General features: G+C 74.1%; 11 protein-coding genes. 8 read left to right on the forward strand and 3 right to left on the reverse strand.

What is annotated here, in order from left to right; all coding sequences use genetic code 11:
* Positions 1 to 83 precede the first annotated feature (83 nt).
* The 4 genes from OG946_RS08250 to sucB all read left to right on the forward strand — a co-directional run bounded on the left by OG946_RS08250 (position 84) and on the right by sucB (position 6460).
* On the forward strand, positions 84 to 938 hold the full coding sequence (locus tag OG946_RS08250; protein WP_442814595.1) for an adenosylcobinamide-GDP ribazoletransferase: 855 nt from the start codon (positions 84 to 86) through the stop codon (positions 936 to 938).
* A 448-nt stretch (positions 939 to 1386) separates the two neighbouring features.
* Complete coding sequence (locus OG946_RS08255) at positions 1387 to 2979, forward strand: leucyl aminopeptidase (RefSeq protein ID WP_326795474.1); 1593 nt, start codon at positions 1387 to 1389, stop codon at positions 2977 to 2979.
* A gap of 188 nt (positions 2980 to 3167) precedes the next feature.
* The gene (gene lpdA, locus OG946_RS08260) at positions 3168 to 4556 is read left to right on the forward strand and encodes a dihydrolipoyl dehydrogenase (RefSeq protein WP_164715932.1); all 1389 of its coding nucleotides are present in this window, start codon (positions 3168 to 3170) and stop codon (positions 4554 to 4556) included.
* Between the two features lie 53 nt (positions 4557 to 4609).
* On the forward strand, positions 4610 to 6460 hold the full coding sequence (gene sucB, locus OG946_RS08265) for a 2-oxoglutarate dehydrogenase, E2 component, dihydrolipoamide succinyltransferase (RefSeq protein ID WP_326795475.1): 1851 nt from the start codon (positions 4610 to 4612) through the stop codon (positions 6458 to 6460).
* Between the two features lie 111 nt (positions 6461 to 6571).
* Here the strand turns inward: sucB and OG946_RS08270 are convergent, their stop codons facing one another.
* Positions 6572 to 10609 carry an nSTAND1 domain-containing NTPase gene (locus OG946_RS08270; protein WP_326795476.1) on the reverse strand — a complete coding sequence of 1346 codons (4038 nt, stop codon included), beginning with the start codon at positions 10607 to 10609 and terminating at the stop codon, positions 6572 to 6574.
* Between the two features lie 200 nt (positions 10610 to 10809).
* Between OG946_RS08270 and OG946_RS08275 the strand changes: the two genes are divergently transcribed.
* The 4 genes from OG946_RS08275 (at position 10810) to aceE (ending at position 16975) form a co-directional block, all read left to right on the forward strand.
* Entirely contained in the window at positions 10810 to 11589 is a 780-nt protein-coding gene (locus tag OG946_RS08275) for a hypothetical protein (protein WP_326795477.1), read from the forward strand.
* On the forward strand, positions 11582 to 12964 hold the full coding sequence (locus OG946_RS08280) for a copper amine oxidase (RefSeq protein WP_326795478.1): 1383 nt from the start codon (positions 11582 to 11584) through the stop codon (positions 12962 to 12964). The genes OG946_RS08275 and OG946_RS08280 overlap by 8 nt, the downstream gene beginning before the upstream one ends.
* Before the next feature lie 135 nt (positions 12965 to 13099).
* A complete protein-coding gene (locus OG946_RS08285) occupies positions 13100 to 13723 on the forward strand; it encodes a GntR family transcriptional regulator (RefSeq protein ID WP_125934436.1) in 624 nt (207 codons plus the stop codon).
* 558 nt (positions 13724 to 14281) lie between these two features.
* Positions 14282 to 16975: a pyruvate dehydrogenase (acetyl-transferring), homodimeric type gene (aceE, locus tag OG946_RS08290; protein ID WP_326795479.1), complete on the forward strand. Its 2694-nt coding sequence runs from the start codon at positions 14282 to 14284 to the stop codon at positions 16973 to 16975.
* A gap of 155 nt (positions 16976 to 17130) precedes the next feature.
* Here the strand turns inward: aceE and OG946_RS08295 are convergent, their stop codons facing one another.
* Both OG946_RS08295 and OG946_RS08300 read right to left on the reverse strand, forming a co-directional pair.
* Positions 17131 to 17238: a methionine/alanine import family NSS transporter small subunit gene (locus OG946_RS08295; RefSeq protein ID WP_078563802.1), complete on the reverse strand. Its 108-nt coding sequence runs from the start codon at positions 17236 to 17238 to the stop codon at positions 17131 to 17133.
* Positions 17238 to 18785 carry a sodium-dependent transporter gene (locus tag OG946_RS08300; RefSeq protein ID WP_326795480.1) on the reverse strand — a complete coding sequence of 516 codons (1548 nt, stop codon included), beginning with the start codon at positions 18783 to 18785 and terminating at the stop codon, positions 17238 to 17240. The genes OG946_RS08295 and OG946_RS08300 overlap by 1 nt, the downstream gene beginning before the upstream one ends.
* Positions 18786 to 18803: the final 18 nt, after the last annotated feature.

An 18803-nucleotide genomic window follows, 5' to 3' on the forward strand; every position in this document is an offset into this window, starting at 1 on the left:
CGGAGCGCGCGGAGCGCCGCGACGCCGCCGGGCCGCTCGAAGCCTCCTGCCCGCCGGACCCGGCCCCGCCGCCCCACCCGGCCATCCACGACCGCTCGGACGCCGACGCCCCGAGCCCGTCCGGTAGCCGCACCTCCGCGGACGCGCGCGGCTCAACTCCCCTCGACGACCTGCGGTTTGCCTTCGGGACCCTCACCGCCCTGCCCGTGCGCGTCCACCGCTGGGACCGCGCCGCCGCGCGCGGCGGCATGCTCACCGCGCCCCTCGTCGGGCTCGTGCTCGGCGCACTCGCCGCCGGGGTCGGCCGGCTGCTGCTGCTCGCGGGGGCCGGGGCGGCCGTCGCCGCCGTGGTCACCGTCGCCGTGCCGGCCGTGCTGACGCGCGGGCTGCATCTCGACGGGCTCGCCGACACCGCCGACGGGCTGGGCAGCGGGCGGCCTGCCGCCGGGGCGCTGGCGGTCATGCGGCGGTCCGACATCGGCCCGTTCGGGGTGATCACGCTGCTGCTGGTGCTGCTCGGGCAGGTCGCCGCGGTGGCCGAGCTGTACGGCGACGGCTCCAGGATCCGCGCCGCGGTCGCCGTCACCGCCGCCGCCGTCGCCGCCCGCGCGGCCCTCACCCTCGCCGCCCGCACCGGCGTGCCGCCGGCCCGCCCGGAGGGGCTGGGCGCCGCGGTGGCGGGGGTGCTGTCCGCACGTACGGCCGTCGCCTGCGCGGCGGTTGCCACCGCCGTCCTCGCCGCGGCGGCCGGGCTCGTCTCCGGCCCGTACGCGGCGCTGCACACCGCGCTCGCGGTCGCCGCGGGACTGGCCGCCGCCGAACTGCTGCGGCACCACTGCGTACGGCGCCTCGGCGGGGTCACCGGCGACGTCTTCGGCGCGCTCGCCGAGACCGCCGCGACCGCGGCCCTGATCGCCGCCGTCCTGGGCCCCGCCTAGGTCCTGTCTGGCACATAGCGCCGTCCGCCCTCTGGGCGGGCTCCCCCACAGCGCGCAGGCGCGCGTGGGCGGTACCCCGAGACGCAGGCGGGATTTGCCAGACAGGGACTAGCACCGCCCGCGGCACCCCTCGCCCCCTCCCCGCCACCTGCCGCGCTCTCCAGGACCGCCGCGCCCGCCCCCGTTCACCGCCGTCCCGGCCCTGGCGCGGAGCCGGCGTCAACCTCCCGCCGTCCGCACTTCGGGCGAACGGCGCGGGCCCGGCCCGGGAATCGGTGCGCAGCCCACTGGAGCCCCACGGCGCCCGCAGGCGCCCCGCGGCGGGTCCCCGCCACCTGCCCGTACGCGGGGAAACCCGCCTCAACCCGCCGCCCTCCGCGAGCGCCGTACCGCATACGATGCCGCGTACACCTCCCGAAACCCGCACCGAGAATGGATCACCACCACCGTGACTGCTCTGACTCTCAGTTCCTCGTCCGCCACCGGCCTGCGTGCGGACGCCGTCGTCGTGGGCGTGGCCAAGGGCCCCAAGGGGCCCGTGCCGGCCCCCGGCGCCGAGGCCGTCGACGAGGCGTACGGCGGGAAGCTGGGCGCCGTGCTGGAGGCCCTCGGGGCGTCCGGCGGCGAGGGCGAGGTCACGAAGCTCCCCGCCCCCGACGGCCTCAAGGCGCCCGTCGTCGTCGCCGTCGGCCTCGGCGCCGTGCCCGAGAAGGGCGCCGGCTACGACACGGAGACCCTGCGCCGCGCCGCGGGCAGCGCCGCCCGCGCGCTGGCCGGCGCGAAGAAGGCCGCCTTCGCGCTGCCGCTGGACGTCGCCGACGACACCGCCGCCGTGGCGGAGGGCGCGCTGCTGGGCGCGTACGCCTTCAACACCTACCGCGGCGGCGGCGCGGCCGCCGACGACAAGGGTGACAAGGACGACAAGGGTGCCAAGGGCACCAAGGGCGGCAAGGCCGCGAAGGGCAAGGCGAACGGCGGCGCCAAGGCCGCGCTCGGCGAGATCGCCCTCCTCGGCGGCAAGCGCGACAAGGCCCACCGCGCCGCCGTCGAGCGCGCCGCGGTGCTCGCCGACGAGGTCAACCGGGCCCGCGACCTGGTCAACATCCCCTCCAACGACCTCGACCCCACCGGCTTCGCCGCCGTCGCCCAGCAGGCCGGCAAGGAGCACGGCTTCAAGGTCACGGTGACCGACGAGAAGGCGCTCGCCAAGGGCGGTTACGGCGGCCTCCTCGGCGTCGGCCAGGGTTCGCAGACCCCGCCCCGGCTGGTCCGCCTGGAGCACCGGCACCCGAAGGCCGAGCAGACGATCGCGCTGGTCGGCAAGGGCATCACGTACGACTCGGGCGGCATCTCGCTCAAGCCCGCGGGCCACAACGAGACGATGAAGTGCGACATGAGCGGCGCCGCGGCCGTGCTCGCCGCCGTCTCCGCCGCCGCCCGGCTGGAGCTGCCGGTGAACGTCACCGGCTGGCTGGCGCTCGCCGAGAACATGCCCTCCGGCTCCGCCACCCGCCCGGGCGACGTGCTGCGGATGTACAGCGGCAAGACCGTCGAGGTGCTGAACACCGACGCCGAGGGCCGGCTGGTCCTCGCCGACGCGCTGACGAAGGCGTCGGAGGAGAAGCCCGACTACATGATCGACGTGGCGACCCTCACCGGCGCCATGGTGCTGGCCCTGGGCAACCGCACCTTCGGGATCATGGCCAACGACGACGCCTTCAGGACCCGGATCCACGTCCTCGCCGAGGCGGCGGGCGAGCAGTCCTGGCCGATGCCGATGCCGCCGGAGCTGAAGAAGGGCATGGAGTCCCCGATCGCCGACATCGCCAACATGGGCGAGCGGATGGGCGGCGGGCTGGTGGCCGGGCTCTTCCTGGAGGAGTTCGTCGGCGAGGGCATCACCTGGGCGCACCTGGACATCGCCGGCCCGGCCTTCAACACCTCGGGTCCTTTCGGCTACACCCCGAAGGGCGGCACCGGGTCCGCGGTCCGCACGCTGGTCGCGATCGCCGAGGAGGCGGCGCACGGCGACCTGGTCTGACGTGCGCCGCAGCCCGCCGGTGACCGGTCCCGGGACCGGCGGGGTGCGGCCCGCGTCTCCGTCTTCCGTCGGCAAGTGCGAAGATGGCTGGTGGCAGGACAGGGCCTCAGTAGTAGAGCGGCCGATAAGGAGCCGCCGCCCGGCCGCACCACGGCCGGCCACCGGCGCACATGCATGGAGGACGTGACGTGGCGAACGACGCCAGCACCGTTTTCGACCTGGTGATCCTCGGAGGCGGCAGCGGTGGCTATGCCGCCGCCCTGCGAGGCGCTCAGCTTGGTCTTGACGTCGCCCTGATCGAGAAGGACAAGGTGGGCGGCACCTGCCTGCACCGAGGATGCATCCCGACGAAGGCGCTGCTGCACGCCGGGGAGCTCGCCGACCAGGCGCGCGAAGGCGCATCCTTCGGAGTGAACACCTCGCTCGACGGCATCGACATGGCCGGCGTGCACAAGTACAAGGACGGCGTGGTCGCCGGCCTCTACAAGGGGCTGCAGGGACTCATCGCCTCCCGCAAGGTCACCGTCGTGGAGGGCGAGGGCCGGCTGTCCTCGCCGACCTCGGTGGACGTGAACGGCCAGCGGTACACCGGGCGGCACGTGCTGCTCGCCACCGGTTCGTACTCGAAGTCCCTGCCGGGCCTGGAGATCGACGGCGACCGCATCATCGCCTCGGAGCACGCACTGACCCTGGACCGGGTGCCGAAGTCGGCGATCGTGCTGGGCGGCGGCGTCATCGGCGTGGAGTTCGCCTCCGCGTGGAAGTCCTTCGGCGCCGACGTGACGATCATCGAGGGCCTCAAGCACCTGGTCCCGGCCGAGGACGAGAACAGCTCCAAGCTGCTGGAGCGGGCCTTCCGCAAGCGCGGCATCAAGTTCAACCTGGGCACCTTCTTCGAGAAGGCGGAGTACACCCAGGACGGCGTCAAGGTCACCCTCGCCGACGGCAAGGAGTTCGAGGCCGAGCTGCTGCTGGTCGCGGTCGGCCGCGGCCCGGTGTCGCAGGGCCTGGGCTACGAGGAGCAGGGCGTGGCCATGGACCGCGGCTTCGTCCTGACGGACGCGTACAAGCGCACCAACGTGCCCACGATCTCCGCCGTCGGCGACCTGACCCCGGTCCTCCAGCTCGCGCACGTCGGCTTCGCGGAGGGCATCCTCATCGCGGAGCGGCTGGCCGGGCTCGACGTGGTGCCGATCGACTACGACGGCGTGCCGCGGGTGACGTACTGCCACCCGGAGGTCGCGTCCGTCGGCATCACGGAGGAGAAGGCGAAGGAGACGTACGGTGCCGACAAGGTCGTGGCGCTGAAGTACAACCTGGGGGGCAACGGCAAGAGCAAGATCCTCAAGACCTCGGGCGAGATCAAGCTCGTCCAGGTCAAGGACGGCCCCGTGGTCGGCGTGCACATGGTCGGCGACCGCATGGGCGAGCAGGTCGGCGAGGCGCAGCTCATCTACAACTGGGAGGCGCTGCCGGCCGAGGTGGCCCAGCTCGTCCACGCACACCCGACGCAGAACGAAGCGCTCGGCGAGGCCCATCTGGCGCTGGCCGGCAAGCCGCTCCACGCTCACGACTGAGCCACGGACACACGCCCACCATCCCCCAAAGATCGATAGGAGCAACCGAAACCATGGCGGTTTCCGTAACCCTGCCGGCGCTCGGTGAGAGCGTCACCGAGGGCACCGTCACGCGCTGGCTCAAGGCCGAGGGCGAGAGCGTCGAGGCCGACGAGCCGTTGCTCGAGGTCTCCACCGACAAGGTCGACACCGAGATCCCCTCCCCCGCCGCCGGAGTGCTGTCCTCCATCAAGGTGGCCGAGGACGAGACCGTCGAGATCGGCGCAGAACTGGCCGTGATCGACGACGGCACCGGCGGTGCCGCGGCGGCGCCCGCGCCGGCCGCAGAGCAGGCCGCGGCGCCCGCGGCCGCACCGGCTCCGGAGCCCGCCCAGGCCCCGGCGCAGGCCGAGGCCCAGGCTCCGGCGCCGGCCGAGGCCGCGCCCGCGCCCGTGGCGCCCCAGCAGCCCGCGCCCGCGCAGGCCGCGGGCGGTGCTCAGGGCACCGACGTCACGCTGCCCGAGCTGGGCGAGTCGGTCACCGAAGGCACGGTGACCCGCTGGCTGAAGCAGGTCGGCGAGCAGGTCGAGGCCGACGAGCCGCTGCTGGAGATCTCCACCGACAAGGTCGACACCGAGATCCCGTCCCCGGCGTCCGGCACGCTGCTGGAGATCGTGGTCCAGGAGGACGAGACGGCGGAGGTCGGCGCGAAGCTGGCGGTCATCGGCAGCGGCGCGGCCGCTCCGGCGGCTGCTGCGCCCGCCGCTCCGGCCGCCCCGGCACCCGCACCCGAGGCCGCGGCGCCTGCCCCGGCCGCGGCGCCCGCCGCTCCGCCGCCGGCACCGGCTCCGGCTCCGGCACAGCCAGCCCCGCCCGCGCCGCCGGCCCAGCCCGCCCCGGCTGCCGCGCCGGCACCGGCACCGGCCGCTCCGGCTCCCGCCGCCGCTGCTCCGGCGCCCGTGCCCGTGGCCGCGCCCGCCGCCGAGGGCGCGTACGTCACCCCCCTGGTGCGCAAGCTCGCCGCCGAGTCCGGCGTCGACCTGGCCACCGTCAAGGGCTCCGGCGTCGGCGGCCGGATCCGCAAGCAGGACGTCGTCGCCGCCGCCGAGCAGGCCGCCCGCGCCGCCGCCTCCGCCCCGGCCGCCGCCACCGCGGCGCCGTCGGCGGGCCGGCCCGCGGCGCCCGTGCTGGAGGCGTCGCCGCTGCGCGGCCAGACCGTGAAGATGCCGCGCATCCGCAAGCTCATCGGCGACAACATGATGCGCGCCCTGCACGAGCAGGCCCAGTTGTCCACCGTGGTCGAGGTGGACGTCACCCGCATCATGCGGATGCGGGCCCGGGCCAAGGACGCGTTCGCCCAGCGCGAGGGCGTGAAGCTCTCGCCGATGCCGTTCTTCGTGAAGGCCGCCGTCCAGGCGCTGAAGGCCCACCCGGTCGTCAACGCCCGTATCAACGAGGACGAGGGCACGATCAGCTACTTCGACACCGAGAACGTCGGTATCGCGGTGGACACGGAGAAGGGCCTGATGACCCCGGTCATCAAGGGCGCGGGCGACCTCAACATCGCCGGCATCGCCAGGAAGACGGCGGAGCTGGCGGACAAGGTCCGCAACAACAAGATCACCCCGGACGAGGTGTCCGGCGCGACCTTCACCATCAGCAACACCGGCTCGCGCGGCGCGCTGTTCGACACGATCATCGTGCCGCCGAACCAGGTCGCCATCCTCGGCCTCGGCGCCACCGTCAAGCGTCCGACGGTCGTCGACCACCCGGAGCTGGGCGAGACGATCGCCGTGCGGCACATGACGTATCTGACGCTCTCCTACGACCACCGCCTGGTGGACGGCGCCGACGCCGCCCGCTACCTGGGGGCGGTCAAGGGCCTGCTGGAGGCAGGCGAGTTCGAGAGCGAGATCGGCCTGTGAGCCGAGCGCTCCGGTAGTTCCGTACGCACCGGCCGCGCCCCCGCTCCGAGCAGCAGCTCGGGCGGGGGCGCGGTCGTGCTCCCGGTGGGTGAGGGCGGGGGCCGGGCCGGGTCAGCAGGTGTCCCGGTACGGCATCCCCGGCAGGTACGCCTCCCAGTCGGCCCGCGACAGACCGCCGCCCGCGCGGGCGCACACCGCCTGCCGCGCCCGCTCCGGATCCGCCGGGTAGGCGCGCGGCGCGGTGTGCCGGCCGACCGCGTAGATCTCGCTCCCGTCGGGGCTGAAGGAGACCGCCAGCAGTTCGTCGCCCGCGGTCGGCAGATTGCCGCCCAGCGACTGGTTCGACGCGGTGTCCCACAGCCGGAGCGTCCCCGAGTGCCCCGCGACCGCCAGCGTGCGCCCGTCCGGCGAGAACGCCAGCGCCGTCGCCGGCTCCGCCGCGCCCGTCTGCATCCCCCGGTACGTACCGGGCAGCACCCCGAGGCGGCGCCGGCCCTCGCCGTCCCACAGCGTGACGCGGCCGGAGTCGTCGCCCGCGGCGAGGAACCGCCCGTCCGGGCTGAACTCCACGGAGCGCACCCCGTCCTGCGCCAGCGGCCGCGGCGTCACCCGGCCCCCGCGCAGCGCGACGAGCTGGTCGTCGCCCGTGGCCAGCAGCCTGCCGCCGGGGTGCAGGGCCAGCGGATCGCCGCCGGTGTCGCGCAGCCGCCGCACGCGCTCGCCGCGCGAGACGTCCCACACCTCCAGGGACTCCCGGTCGGGTATCCGGGAGAGGATCAGCTTGCCGCCCGCCCCGTACGCCAGGCTGTTCAGCGGGTTGGCCCGCGCCGGATCGGGGGTGACGACCAGCGTCCGTACGATCCGGCCCTTCCCCGTGTCCCACACGTGCACCCGCTCCGGCTCTTCGCCCATGACGCTCGGCAGCGCGTACGCCAGCCGCCGGCCGTCCGGGCTGAACGCCATCAGCGGAATGCAGAAGTCCTCGACCGGATCCAGCCCTTCCGGCACCCGGCAGGGCAGCGGGGGCGGCGTCTGCGGCGTCCGGCCGCCGCGCATGTCGCGCACCTCGAAGACCCCGCGCGCCCCCGAGCGGCGGGCCGTGACCAGCTTGCCGCCGTCCGGGCTGAACGCCGCGTCCTCCAGCCGCCGTTCGTGCCAGCCGGAGCCCGCGATGCCGTCCAGCCGCACGGTACGCACCACGTGCCCGGACAGGCCGCTGAGATACCGCAGCTCCCTGTTGCCCGGCGTCACCCGCAGCTCCGTCGCGTACTCGCTGACCAGCGGATGGCGCAGCACCGGCTCCGAGGCGTCGGCCGTACGCCACACGATCAGCTCGTCCGGGCCCACGGCGGCGACCAGCGAGCCGTCCCGGCTGAACTCGATCTCCGACAGCCCCTCGCGCTCCACCTCCAGCCGCTTCCGCCCCGTCGTCACGTCCAGCACGCGGAAGCCGGAGTCGTTCATCACGACGAGCCCGCGGCTGTCGGGCGTGAACTCCAGCGCCGTCGTGTCGGCGCCGCAGGCGTCGCGGGCGGCGGGGTACGCGCGCAGCATGCGCTGCCGCGCGCCGGTGTGCCACACCTCGGGCACGCCGCTGTCCGGGCACACGACGACGAGCCGGTCGTCGGGGCTGACGTGGCTGAACCAGCCGGTGTCGCCGGTGCCCGTCTCGTAGGAGAAGAGCCTCTTGCGGCTGCGTACGTCGTAGACCGCAAGATGCGTCCGCTCGCCGTCGAAGGACCAGGTGCTCGACACGTACGTCCGGCCGCTGGGGCCGAACCAGCCCGTCGAGCCGGGGATTTCACCGCGGCGGCCGGGGCCCAGCCGCACGCCGCCGTCGTCGTCGGCGACGGCCAGGGCGCGGCCGTCGGGCGAGACGTCGAAGTCGGACTCGTCGACCGGGTCGCCGAGGCCGGGCCCCGAGTCGAGCCGGCGGTGCGTGGCGACGTCCCAGCGCTCGGTACGGTCCTTGCCGACGCTGGTGACGGTGCGGCCGTCGGCGCTGAGGAAGCGCTGCGCGCGCGGCTCGCCGTCCTGGGGGAGCGCGAACGAGTCGGACTCGCGCTGGTGCAGCGCGCCGAGCAGGGCGCCGCGGGTCTCCGGGGTGTCGGCGAGCCGCCAGGCGGCGACGCTGAGCTGCATGGCCCGTACGGGATCGGTGAACCGCAGGCTCCCGGCGACGGCGGCGACGCGGCGGGCCTCGGCGCGGCGGTGCTCGGCGTCGGCGGCGCGGTCCTGCTGCCAGGCGAACGAGCCGGCGACCAGGGCGAGGACGACCAGCGCGACCAGCGTGGTGAGCAGGCCGCGAAACCGCCGCCGCTCCCGGCCGCGGGCGGCCCGGCTGGCGGCGAGGAACGCGGCCTCGCCGCCGGTCAGCTCCTGCGGCCGGTCCGCGAACAACTCCTCGGCCTGCGCGAGCCGGCTGCCCCGGTACAGCGCCCCGGGATCGCGGTCCAGCTCCTCCCAGCCGTGGGCGGCCTCGGTGAGCCGCCGCAGGGCGCGCATGCGCTCGCGGTCCTCCTCGATCCAGCCGCGCAGGCGGGGCCAGGCGGTGAGGAGGGCTTCGTGGGCGAGGTCGACGACATCGTCGTCGAGGGTCAGCAGCCGGGCCTCGACGAGCCGTTCGAGCACGTACCCGACATCGGCGGCGGCATCGTCCCGGGCGGGTTTCCCCGACCCCGCCCCTTCCCGAGACTCGGGGGCCCCGCCCCCGGGACCCCCGCCCTCCCGGCTCCACCGCAGGCACGCGCCGCCGGCGGCCTCCGAGACGCCGGCACCGTCCGCGGCATCCGTCCCACCACGCCCGCTCCACCGCGCGCGCCGTGCCCCTGCGCCCGTACGCACCTCATCCCGCCCGGCCCCGCCGGGGGCACCGGCATGCGCCGCGATCTCCGCCAGCTCCGCCCGCGGTGCCGGGCGGCGGGTGTCCTGGGAGCCCTCGCCCGGCGAGACCAGGCGGAGCAGTGCGCGGCGGGCGACCCGCTGCTGCGGCGGCGTCAGCTCTCCGTAGACCCGCTCCGCCGTCCGCGCGATGGCGCCGCGGACGCCTCCCGCCGCCTCGTACGCCTCCTCCGTCAGCGACCGGCCGCGCCGCCGGTGCCACGTCTCCAGCAGCACGTGCGACATCAGCGGCAGCGCGCCCGGCTCGCCGTCGACGTCCTTGAGGATGCGCGCCGTCAGGGCCCGTTCGACGATCAGGCCCTCCGCCGCCGCGGGCTTGACGACCGCGTCGCGCAGCTCCGCGGGCGACATCGGGCCGACGAGCAACTGGGCGTCGCGCAGCGCCTCGGTGAGCGCGCGGTGCTCGGCGCAGCGGCCGTAGAAGTCGGCCCGTACGGCGATGACCACCCGCAGGCGGCGCGCCGGGTCGCGGGCGGCGAGGAGGCGGTCGAGGAAGGCGGCGCGCTCCCCGGGGTCCTGGCAGAGGGTGAAGACCTCCTCGAACTGGTCGACGAGGAGGTACGTGTCCCCCTCGCCGGGCGCCGCGTCGAGCACGTCGGCGTGCGTACGCGCCGGATGCTCGCCTGGCGTGAGGATCCGCAGCGCGGCGGGCGGCGGGCAGACCGGCTCCCGGCCGTCCCCGCCCGGCTCCCCGGGCGCCGCCGGCTCCCCGCGCTCGCTCCGCTCGGTCCCCTCCGCCTCCTCGCCGTCCCGTCCCCGTACGCCTCCGGACTGCAGCGCCGGTACGAGCCCCGCGCGCAGCAGCGACGACTTCCCGCTCCCCGACGCGCCGAAGACCGCCGCGAAGCGGCGCGCGCGGACCAGCTCCACGAGGTCCGCCGTGAGCCGGTCGCGGCCGAAGAACCGGTCGTGGTCGCCCGGTTCGAAGCGCGCCAGGCCCCGGTACGGCGGCGCCGCGTCGCCATGCGGCAGCGGCTGCTCCGCGTCCTCCGCCGTCGCCTGCCGCCAGCGCCACTCCCACTCGCCCCGGCCGCCGCCGCAGGCTTCCGCGTACGCCAGCGCCACCGGCAGCGACGGCAGCCGGTCGCCGGCGGCGGCCTGCGACAGCGCCGTCACCGAGTACGGCCCGCGCGCGGCGAGCTGCCGGTAGGTCGGTCCCCCTGCTTCGGCCCGCAGCTTGCGCAGCTCGTACGCGAAGCGCTGGACCGGGCCCGCGGACGGATCCACGGGCTTCTCGCGCCGCCCCATGGGCGGACCCCCCTCGCTCCCTGCTCCCCCAGGTCGCTCCCCACGATAAACCGCGCTGCCGACGCCGTACGACGGCCCTCGGGGATTGTTCAGAAGGGCCGAAACGGGGTGCTGAACAACGGTTCTGCCGATCTAATCGGCCGGGACCGAACAAAATGAAGGGACTTCCGATGAGCACATCGGGGGGAGGCCGCCGCCGCATGCGACAGCGCATCGTATGGGGGGCGTTGACGGCCGTCGCGGGCACCGCGGCCGCCGTCGTCGTGGCCGTGCCGCTCGGCGCGGCGGGCGACGACCGACAGGACGGGGATCCGGGGGCGTCCGCGTCGTCCCAGGCGCCAGGCGCGCTGGGGACACCGGGCACCGGGGGACCGGGCACGGCCCCGCTGCCGACCGGGAAGACCGGCACGGGCAGCGACCCGCTGACGCCGGACGAGGAGCAGCGCGCCGAGGAGCTGGCGCTCGCCGGGGACCGGCCGCTGCGTACGGAGAGCGAGGGGGTCAGGGGCCGCGAAGGCGTGCCGCAGCTCGTCAACACCGACCTCGCCGACTCCTCGGCGAGCGCCGGCGACGACCGGATCGCCGAGGTGTACTTCTACGACTACGCGCGGGACACGCTCGTCCAGAAGAGCGTCAACCTCAGCAGCAACGAGGTCGTGGACACCGTCGAGTCCACCGGCGCGCAGCCGCCGCCGGCCGCGCCGGAGGCGGAGGCCGCCGCCGACCTGCTGGTGGACAGCCCCGTCGGGGCGGGACTGCGGCAGGACTACAAGGCGGCGACCGGCGAGGAGCTGACCGGCGCCGGGCAGTTGCAGGTCCAGGGGATGACGTACACGGCGCGGCCGGGCGACTCCGGCGGCCTGGAGAAGTGCGGCGAGAACCGCTGCGTGCGGCTCTTCACCCGGGTCAAGGACGGCCCGTGGATCGACACCCGCGACTTCGTCATCGACCTGAGCGAGCGGAAGGTGCACCATGCGTAACCCCACGACCCACGGGCCGGACGCGCCGGACGCCGGCTCCGGCGCACCCGCCGGCCGGCGCGGGAGCGCGTTCTGGCGCCGCCCCGCGACCTGGCGCGGGGGCGCCGTCGCCGCCCTGGTCCTGCTGCTCCCGGCCGCCGGACCCGCGGCGCTGCCCACGGCCGGCGCCGCGACGCCGAAGGCGCCGCAGGCCGCCGCGCCGGACTGCAGCGAGGAGTACCGGATCACGCACAAGCTGCCCAACGGCACCGAGTGGCAGATGTGTTACCGGAACAACGACTACGCGGGCCTGGTCCTGGAGGACATCTCGTACAAGCCGAAGGGCGCCCGCAGCGCCGTCCCGGTCCTCAACAGCGCCCGGCTGGGCCAGATACACGTGCCGTACGACGACGGCGGCATCGAGTACTACGACGTCACCGACATCTCGCTCGGCACGTCGCCCGTGTCGCTGAAGGAGAAGGACTGCCCCGGCGGCACTCGCCGCCCGGTGAAGGTCGGCGGCGAGACGTACGACGCGGTGTGCGTCACCCAGCAGCCGCGCGGCTTCGCGCACTTCGGCAACAGTTTCGACGTCGGCGAGGAGAACGGCCGCAACGACAGCGCGCAGGGCGACGACCTCGTCGTCTACACGATCCACTCGGCGGGTTACTACTACTACATCACCCAGTGGAACTTCTCCGACGACGGCACCATCACCGCCAAGGAGGGCGCCACCGGCAACCTCTCCCCCGGTGACTTCGACGCCTCGGACAAGCAGGGCTGGCCGATCGGCAAGGAGTCGCGCGACCGCGCGACCAGCCACCAGCACAACATCTTCTGGCGGCTGGACTTCCAGACGGACAGCTCCCGCCCGGCCAAGATCCAGCAGTACGACACGAACCGCACCGGCACCGGCGAGGGGGGCTACCCGGCGCAGGAAACGACCCGCAAGAACGTCACCAAGGAGACGTCGGGCAACTCCGACCAGCACCGCTGGTGGCGCGTGAGCGGCACGGCGGGCAAGAACGGCGACGGGCACACGCGGTCCTGGGAGCTGGTGCACAGCAACAGCGCGCGCTACACCGGGCGCAAGTTCACCAGCAGGGACGTGTACTTCACGCAGTACAAGAAGTGCGAGAAGTTCCCGAACCACAACCGGCGGTGGGACTCCAACTGCGCGAAGGACATCGTCGCCGCCACGAACGGCGAGCAGCTCAAGAACCCGATCGTCTGGGTGAACGTGGGCTTCCACCACATCGCCCGCGACGAGGACCAGACGCCGATGCCGGTGCACTGGCAGGGCTTCCAGCTCTCGCCGCGCGACGTGACGGACATGAGCCCGCTCACGCCCGACCGGCTGCGCAAGCCGCAGTACAACGGTGATCCCTTCGACTGAGCGAGGGCACCACGCGCGCTGACGCACGCTGACGCGCACCTTCGCGGCGTCCCCGTCCGGCTCCGGTCCGGGCGGGGGCGCCGTATTCTCGTCTGCACCCCCTGCGCGTCCGTGTGAGCACCCGAGGAGATGCCGATGCCCCCTACCGTCGTCCATCCGTCGCTGCGCGAGCAGATCCGCGAGCACATCGTGGAGGGCGTCGTCAGCGGCCGGTGGAAGCCGGGCGAGCGGATCGTGGAGCGGCGGATCGCGGTCGAGCTGGAGGTCAGCCAGACGCCGGTGCGCGAGGCGCTGCGCGAGCTGGAGAGCATGCGGCTGATCGAGTCGGCTCCGAACAAGGGCGTACGGGTCCGCGACCTGACGGCGGCGGATCTGGAGGAGATCTATCCGGTACGGGCCGGCCTGGAGCAGATCGCGGCGGAGCTGGCGGCGCCGCGGCTGGCGACGGACGTCTCGGCGCTGGAGCCGCACGTGGCGGCGCTGCGGGAGGCGGACGCGAAGGGGGACGGCGGGGCCCAGGTCAGGCACACCGTGGCGTTCCACCGGGAGCTGGTGCGGGCGTCGGGCAACAGCGTGCTGCTGCACACGTGGGAGTCGCTGGGGATCGAGATCTACACGTCGCTGGCGATCCGCTGGCTGGGCACGCGCCAGCAGTCGTACGCGGAGGAGCACGCGGACATCGTCGAAGCCTTCCGCCGCCGCGACCCGGCCATCGCAGAACTGGTCAAGTCCCACGTCCTGGGCTGCGCCCCCGCGTAGCCGGGGCCCCGGCCGGCTCTCCACCGGGCCCCGCCCCGGACCCGCCCCCGGGGGGCCGCCCCCAGACCCCCACGGGTCTCCGTCCCGCTGCCCCCGCAGGGCTACGCCCCGGCCCCCGCTGCCGCGCCGCGATCACGACGGAGGCTCCGCCCCCGGGCCCCGCCCGTACCGCCCTCGCCCGGGTCGCCGCCCCGCTGCCCTCGCAGCCCTGCGCCGGAGACTCGCTCGCGGTGCGACGCCGAGACTCGACCGGGGCTCGCCCCACGCCCCCACGAGGCTCGTCCCGAGCCGGGCCCACCCTGCGCGCCCTCCGCGCCGCGCGCCGCCTTCCCCTTCGGCTTCGGCCCCGCCGCCGCAGGCGGCGACGCCCGTAGCCGGGTCCCGCGGCGGACCACCCGCGCCCCGAGCCCGGGTGGTCCGCCGCGCCGCCCGCAGGGCACCGCGTGCAGCGGGGGATGGCACCGCATGCCTACTTTTGCGTTCCGGAAGTATTTTGCCGTCCACCCTTTGATCGATCATCGATCGGAGACTTACAGTTCGGTCGAGGAGGTAGTTGCCATGCAGAGTCAGCTCGACCAGCTCCCCGACCGCGACCCGCAGGAGACCGCCGAGTGGCGGGAGTCCCTGGACGCGGTGGTGCGGCACGCCGGGCCCGACCGGGCCGCGCAGGTGCTGCGCCGTACCGTCGCGCACGCCGGGGACGCCGGTCTGGACGTGCCCGCGTTGCTGGAGACGCCGTACGTCAACACCATCCCCACCGCCGCCGAGCCCGAGCTGCCCGGCGATCCCGAGCTGGAGCGGCGGGTCGCGGCGTGGAACCGGTGGAACGCCGCCGCCATGGTGACCCGCGGGTCCCGGTTCGGGCTCGGGGGGCACATCGCCACCTTCGCCTCCGCGGCCTGGCTCTACGAGACCGGCTTCAACCACTTCTTCCGCGGCAAGGACGACCCCCGCGCCCCCGGCTCCGGCGACCAGCTCTACCTCCAGGGCCACGCTTCCCCCGGCATCTACGCCCGCGCCTTCCTCGACGGCCGGCTCACCGAGGCCCACCTCGACCGGTTCCGCCAGGAGGCCGCGCCCGGCGCCGTCGAGGGGCTGCCCTCGTACCCGCACCCGCGGCGGCTGCCGTGGCTGTGGGAGTTCCCGACCGTCTCCATGGGCCTCGGCCCGATCTCCGCGATCTACCAGGCGCGGTTCAACCGCTACCTCGCCCACCGCGGCATCAAGGACACCTCCGCCAGCCACGTGTGGGCCTTCCTCGGCGACGGCGAGATGGACGAGCCCGAGTCGACCGCCGCCCTCGCCCTCGCCGCCCGCGAGCAGCTCGACAACCTCACCTTCGTCATCAACTGCAACCTCCAGCGCCTCGACGGCCCTGTACGCGCCAACTTCAAGGTCGTACAGGAGCTGGAGGCCCAGTTCCGCGGCGCCGGCTGGAACGTCGTCAAGTCGCTGTGGGGCTCCGCCTGGGACGAGCTGCTCGCGCTCGACACCACCGGCGCGCTCGTCCGCCGGCTGCGGGCCGTGCCGGACGCGCAGTTCCAGACGTACGCCACCCGCGACGCCGCGTACATCCGCGAGCACTTCTTCGGCGCCGAGCCCGCGCTCGCCGAGCTGGCGAAGCTGATCGGCGACGACAAGATCCTCGACTGCTTCCACCTCTCCCGCGGCGGTCACGAGCCGCGGAAGGTCTACGCCGCGTACCGTGCCGCCGTCGCGCACGAGGGCGCGCCGACCGTGATCCTGGCGCAGACCGTCAAGGGCCACACCCTCGGCAAGGGCTTCGAGTCGCGCAACGCCAACCACCAGATGAAGAAGCTGACCGGCACCGAGTTCCGCGACATGCGGGACCTGCTGGAGCTGCCCATCCCGGACAGCGCGCTCGCCGGCGACCTCGTGCCGTACGCGCACCCCGGCCCCGACTCCCCCGAGGTGCGCTACCTCCAGGAGCGCCGCGCCGCCCTCGGCGGCCCCGCGCCGGCCCGCCGGGTGCACCCGGTGGCGCTGCCGGAGCCGGCGGCGAAGCCGTTCGACGCGCTCAAGAAGGGCTCAGGCAGCCAGGAGATCGCGACGACCATGGCGTTCGTCCGCCTGGTCAAGGACCTCATGCGGGACAAGGAGACCGGCCGCCGCTGGGTGCCGGTGGTGCCGGACGAGGCCCGCACGTTCGGCATGGAGTCGCTCTTCCCGAGCGCCGGGATCTACTCCCCGCGCGGGCAGAACTACGACCCCGTCGACCGCGACCAGCTCCTGTACTACAAGGAGGCGGCGAACGGGCAGATCCTCAACGAGGGCATCACGGAGGCCGGTTCGCTGGCGTCCTTCACGGCCGCGGCCACGTCGTACGCGACGCACGGCGAGCCGATGATCCCCTTCTACATCTTCTACGCGATGTTCGGCTTCCAGCGCACCGGCGACCAGTTCTGGGCGCTCGCCGACCAGTTGGGCCGCGGCTTCGTCATCGGCGCCACCGCCGGCCGCACCACCATGACCGGCGAGGGCCTGCAGCACGCCGACGGCCACTCCCCGCTGCTGGCCTCCACCAACCCCGCGGCGCTGATCTACGACCCGGCGTTCGCGTACGAGGTGGCGGTCATCGTCAAGGACGGGCTCCGCCGCATGTACGGCGAGGCCGCCCCCGGCGAGGACCCGGACGTCTTCTACTACCTCACCGTCTACAACGAGCCGAAGGTCCAGCCCCCGATGCCCGCGGGCGTCGAGGAGGGCATCGTCCGCGGCCTCTACCGCTACCGGACCGCCGACTCCCCCGCCGGGGCCGCCGCCGAGGACGCCCCCCGCGCCCAGGTGCTCGCCTCCGGCACCGCCATCCACTGGGCGCTCGACGCCCAGCGACTGCTCGCCGAGGACTGGGGTGTCGCGGCCGACGTCTGGTCCGCCACCTCCTGGAGCGAGCTGCGCCGTGACGCCCTGTCCTGTGACGCGGCGCAGCTTCGCGGCGAGGACCGGGTCCCCTACGTCACCCGTGCTCTGGAAGGCGCACCGGGCCCGGTTCTCGCCGTCAGCGACTGGATGCGGCAGGTGCCCGACCAGATCGCGCAGTGGGTCCCGCAGGAGTACACCTCGCTGGGCACGGACGGCTTCGGCCTCTCCGACACCCGCGAGGCGGCCCGCCGGCACTTCGGGGTCGACCCGGAGTCGATCGTCGTGGCGGTGCTGGACCGGCTGGCGCGGCGCGGCGAGGTGAAGAAGGAGACGGTCGCGGCGGCGGCGGCGAAGTACGGGCTGGCCTGAGGCCGAGCCTGAGCGCTGCGGCGTACGGGCCCGGCCTGCGGGGATGCAGGCCGGGCCCGTACCGGCCGCGGGTCCGTACCGGGCCGCGGGGCTCCGTACCGGCCCGCGGCCGGATACGGCCGCCCGGACCCCGTCCGGGCCGCCACCCCCCTGGGCTAGTCCGGCTGGTCCGGGAAGCTGCGCAGCTTCAGCAGCGCCGCGACCAGGCCGCCCCAGACGATCACGATCGCGACGACCAGCATGACGATGGCGCTCGCCGACATCAGTTGCCCTCCTTCGCCGGTTCCGGGTCCTCCACGGGCTCTGCCTCCGGCGCCCGGCCGCCGATGTCGCCGTGGTGCCGCCACGGGACCAGCGCGGCCAGCACGCCGACGAGCAGCGCGCCGGCGGCGACGCCCCAGCCGGCCCAGCCGAGGAACGAGCCGGGGTAGCCGCCGTAGTTCTCGTCCAGCTCGGTGCGCAGGCTGTCGACCATCATCCAGCCGAGCACCAGCGGCGTGACGAACCCCAGGCACACCAGCCACACGCGCCCCATCCGCACCGCGGACGTGGCGTTCGCGTCCCGCTGCAGCAGCGGCAGCCGGCGCAGCACCCAGGCCACGACGACGACCGACACGAGGCCGGCGAGCACGATGCCGTACTGGTTGATGAAGTAATCGGCGGCGTCGAGCAGCGTCAGCCCGCCGTCGTTGGCGAACGCCAGCACGGACACCGTGGTGAGCACGCCGCCGACGATCGCGACGGCCGCCCTGCGGGACAGGCCCGTACGGTCCTCGACCGCCGCGACCTGCACCTGCACGATGCTCACCAGCGAGGTCAGGCCGGCGATCACCAGCGACAGGAAGAACATCACGCCGAAGAACGCGCCCCCCGGCATGCTGGAGATGATCGCCGGGAACGCCACGAACGCCAGCCCGACGCCCGAGGTCGCCAGCTCGTTCACGCCCACGCCCTGCTGCGCGGCCATGAAGCCGAGCACCGAGAACACGCCGATGCCGGCCAGGATCTCGAACGAGCTGTTGGCGAAGCCGGCGACGAGCGCCGAGCCGGACAGGTCCGACTTCCGGCCCAGGTACGAGGCGTACGTGATCATGATGCCGAAGCCGATGGACAGCGAGAAGAAGATCTGCCCGTACGCGGCGACCCACACGCTGCCCTCGCCCAGCGCCCCCCAGTCCGGCTTGAAGAGGGCGTCCAGGCCCTCGCCCGCGCCGTCCAGGGTGACCGCACGGACCACGAGGATGCCGAAGAAGACCAGCAGCGCCGGGATGAAGACGCGGTTGGCCCACTCGATGCCGCGGCGCACGCCGAGCCAGAGGATGACGAGTGTGACCAGCCACACTCCGAGGAGCGGCCACATCACCCCGGGCACGAAGGTGGACACGGTGCCCGGCTCGCCGGCCTTGAGGAAGTCCTCGGAGAAGAAGGCGTTGGGGTCGTCGCCCCACGACTCGTCGATCGAGAAGCCGACGTAGCGGACGGCCCAGGCCAGGATCACCGCGTAGTACGCGGAGATCACGAAGCAGATCGCCACCTGCCACCAGCCGATGGCCTCGGCGGGGCGGGAGAGCTGCCGGTAGGCGCCGGGCGGGGAGGAGCGGTAGCGGCGGCCGATGACGTATTCCATGATCAGCAGCGGGAGTCCCGCCGTCAGCAGCGCCACGAGATACGGCAGGAGGAAGGCGCCGCCGCCGTTTTCGTACGCGATGTAAGGAAAGCGCCAGATGTTGCCGAGACCGACCGCGGATCCGATCGCGGCGAAGAGGAAGCCTGCCCGGTTTCCCCAACGCTCACGAGGCTCGTTGGACATATAAAACTCTCATGTTCT

The sequence above is a fragment of the Streptomyces sp. NBC_01808 genome (genome assembly GCF_035917395.1).
Taxonomy (GTDB): Bacteria; Actinomycetota; Actinomycetes; order Streptomycetales; family Streptomycetaceae; genus Streptomyces.

What these genes read in the sequence shown, in the direction of transcription:
- aceE (WP_326795479.1), top strand. Translation starts at nt 14,282, where the DNA reads ATGCAGAGTCAGCTCGACCAGCTCCCCGACCGCGACCCGCAGGAGACC.
- OG946_RS08285 (WP_125934436.1), top strand. Translation starts at nt 13,100, where the DNA reads ATGCCCCCTACCGTCGTCCATCCGTCGCTGCGCGAGCAGATCCGCGAG.
- OG946_RS08280 (WP_326795478.1), top strand. Translation starts at nt 11,582, where the DNA reads ATGCGTAACCCCACGACCCACGGGCCGGACGCGCCGGACGCCGGCTCC.
- OG946_RS08275 (WP_326795477.1), top strand. Translation starts at nt 10,810, where the DNA reads ATGCGACAGCGCATCGTATGGGGGGCGTTGACGGCCGTCGCGGGCACC.
- sucB (WP_326795475.1), top strand. Translation starts at nt 4,610, where the DNA reads ATGGCGGTTTCCGTAACCCTGCCGGCGCTCGGTGAGAGCGTCACCGAG.
- OG946_RS08295 (WP_078563802.1), bottom strand. Translation starts at nt 17,238, where the DNA reads ATGTCGGCGAGCGCCATCGTCATGCTGGTCGTCGCGATCGTGATCGTC.
- OG946_RS08270 (WP_326795476.1), bottom strand. Translation starts at nt 10,609, where the DNA reads ATGGGGCGGCGCGAGAAGCCCGTGGATCCGTCCGCGGGCCCGGTCCAG.
- OG946_RS08300 (WP_326795480.1), bottom strand. Translation starts at nt 18,785, where the DNA reads ATGTCCAACGAGCCTCGTGAGCGTTGGGGAAACCGGGCAGGCTTCCTC.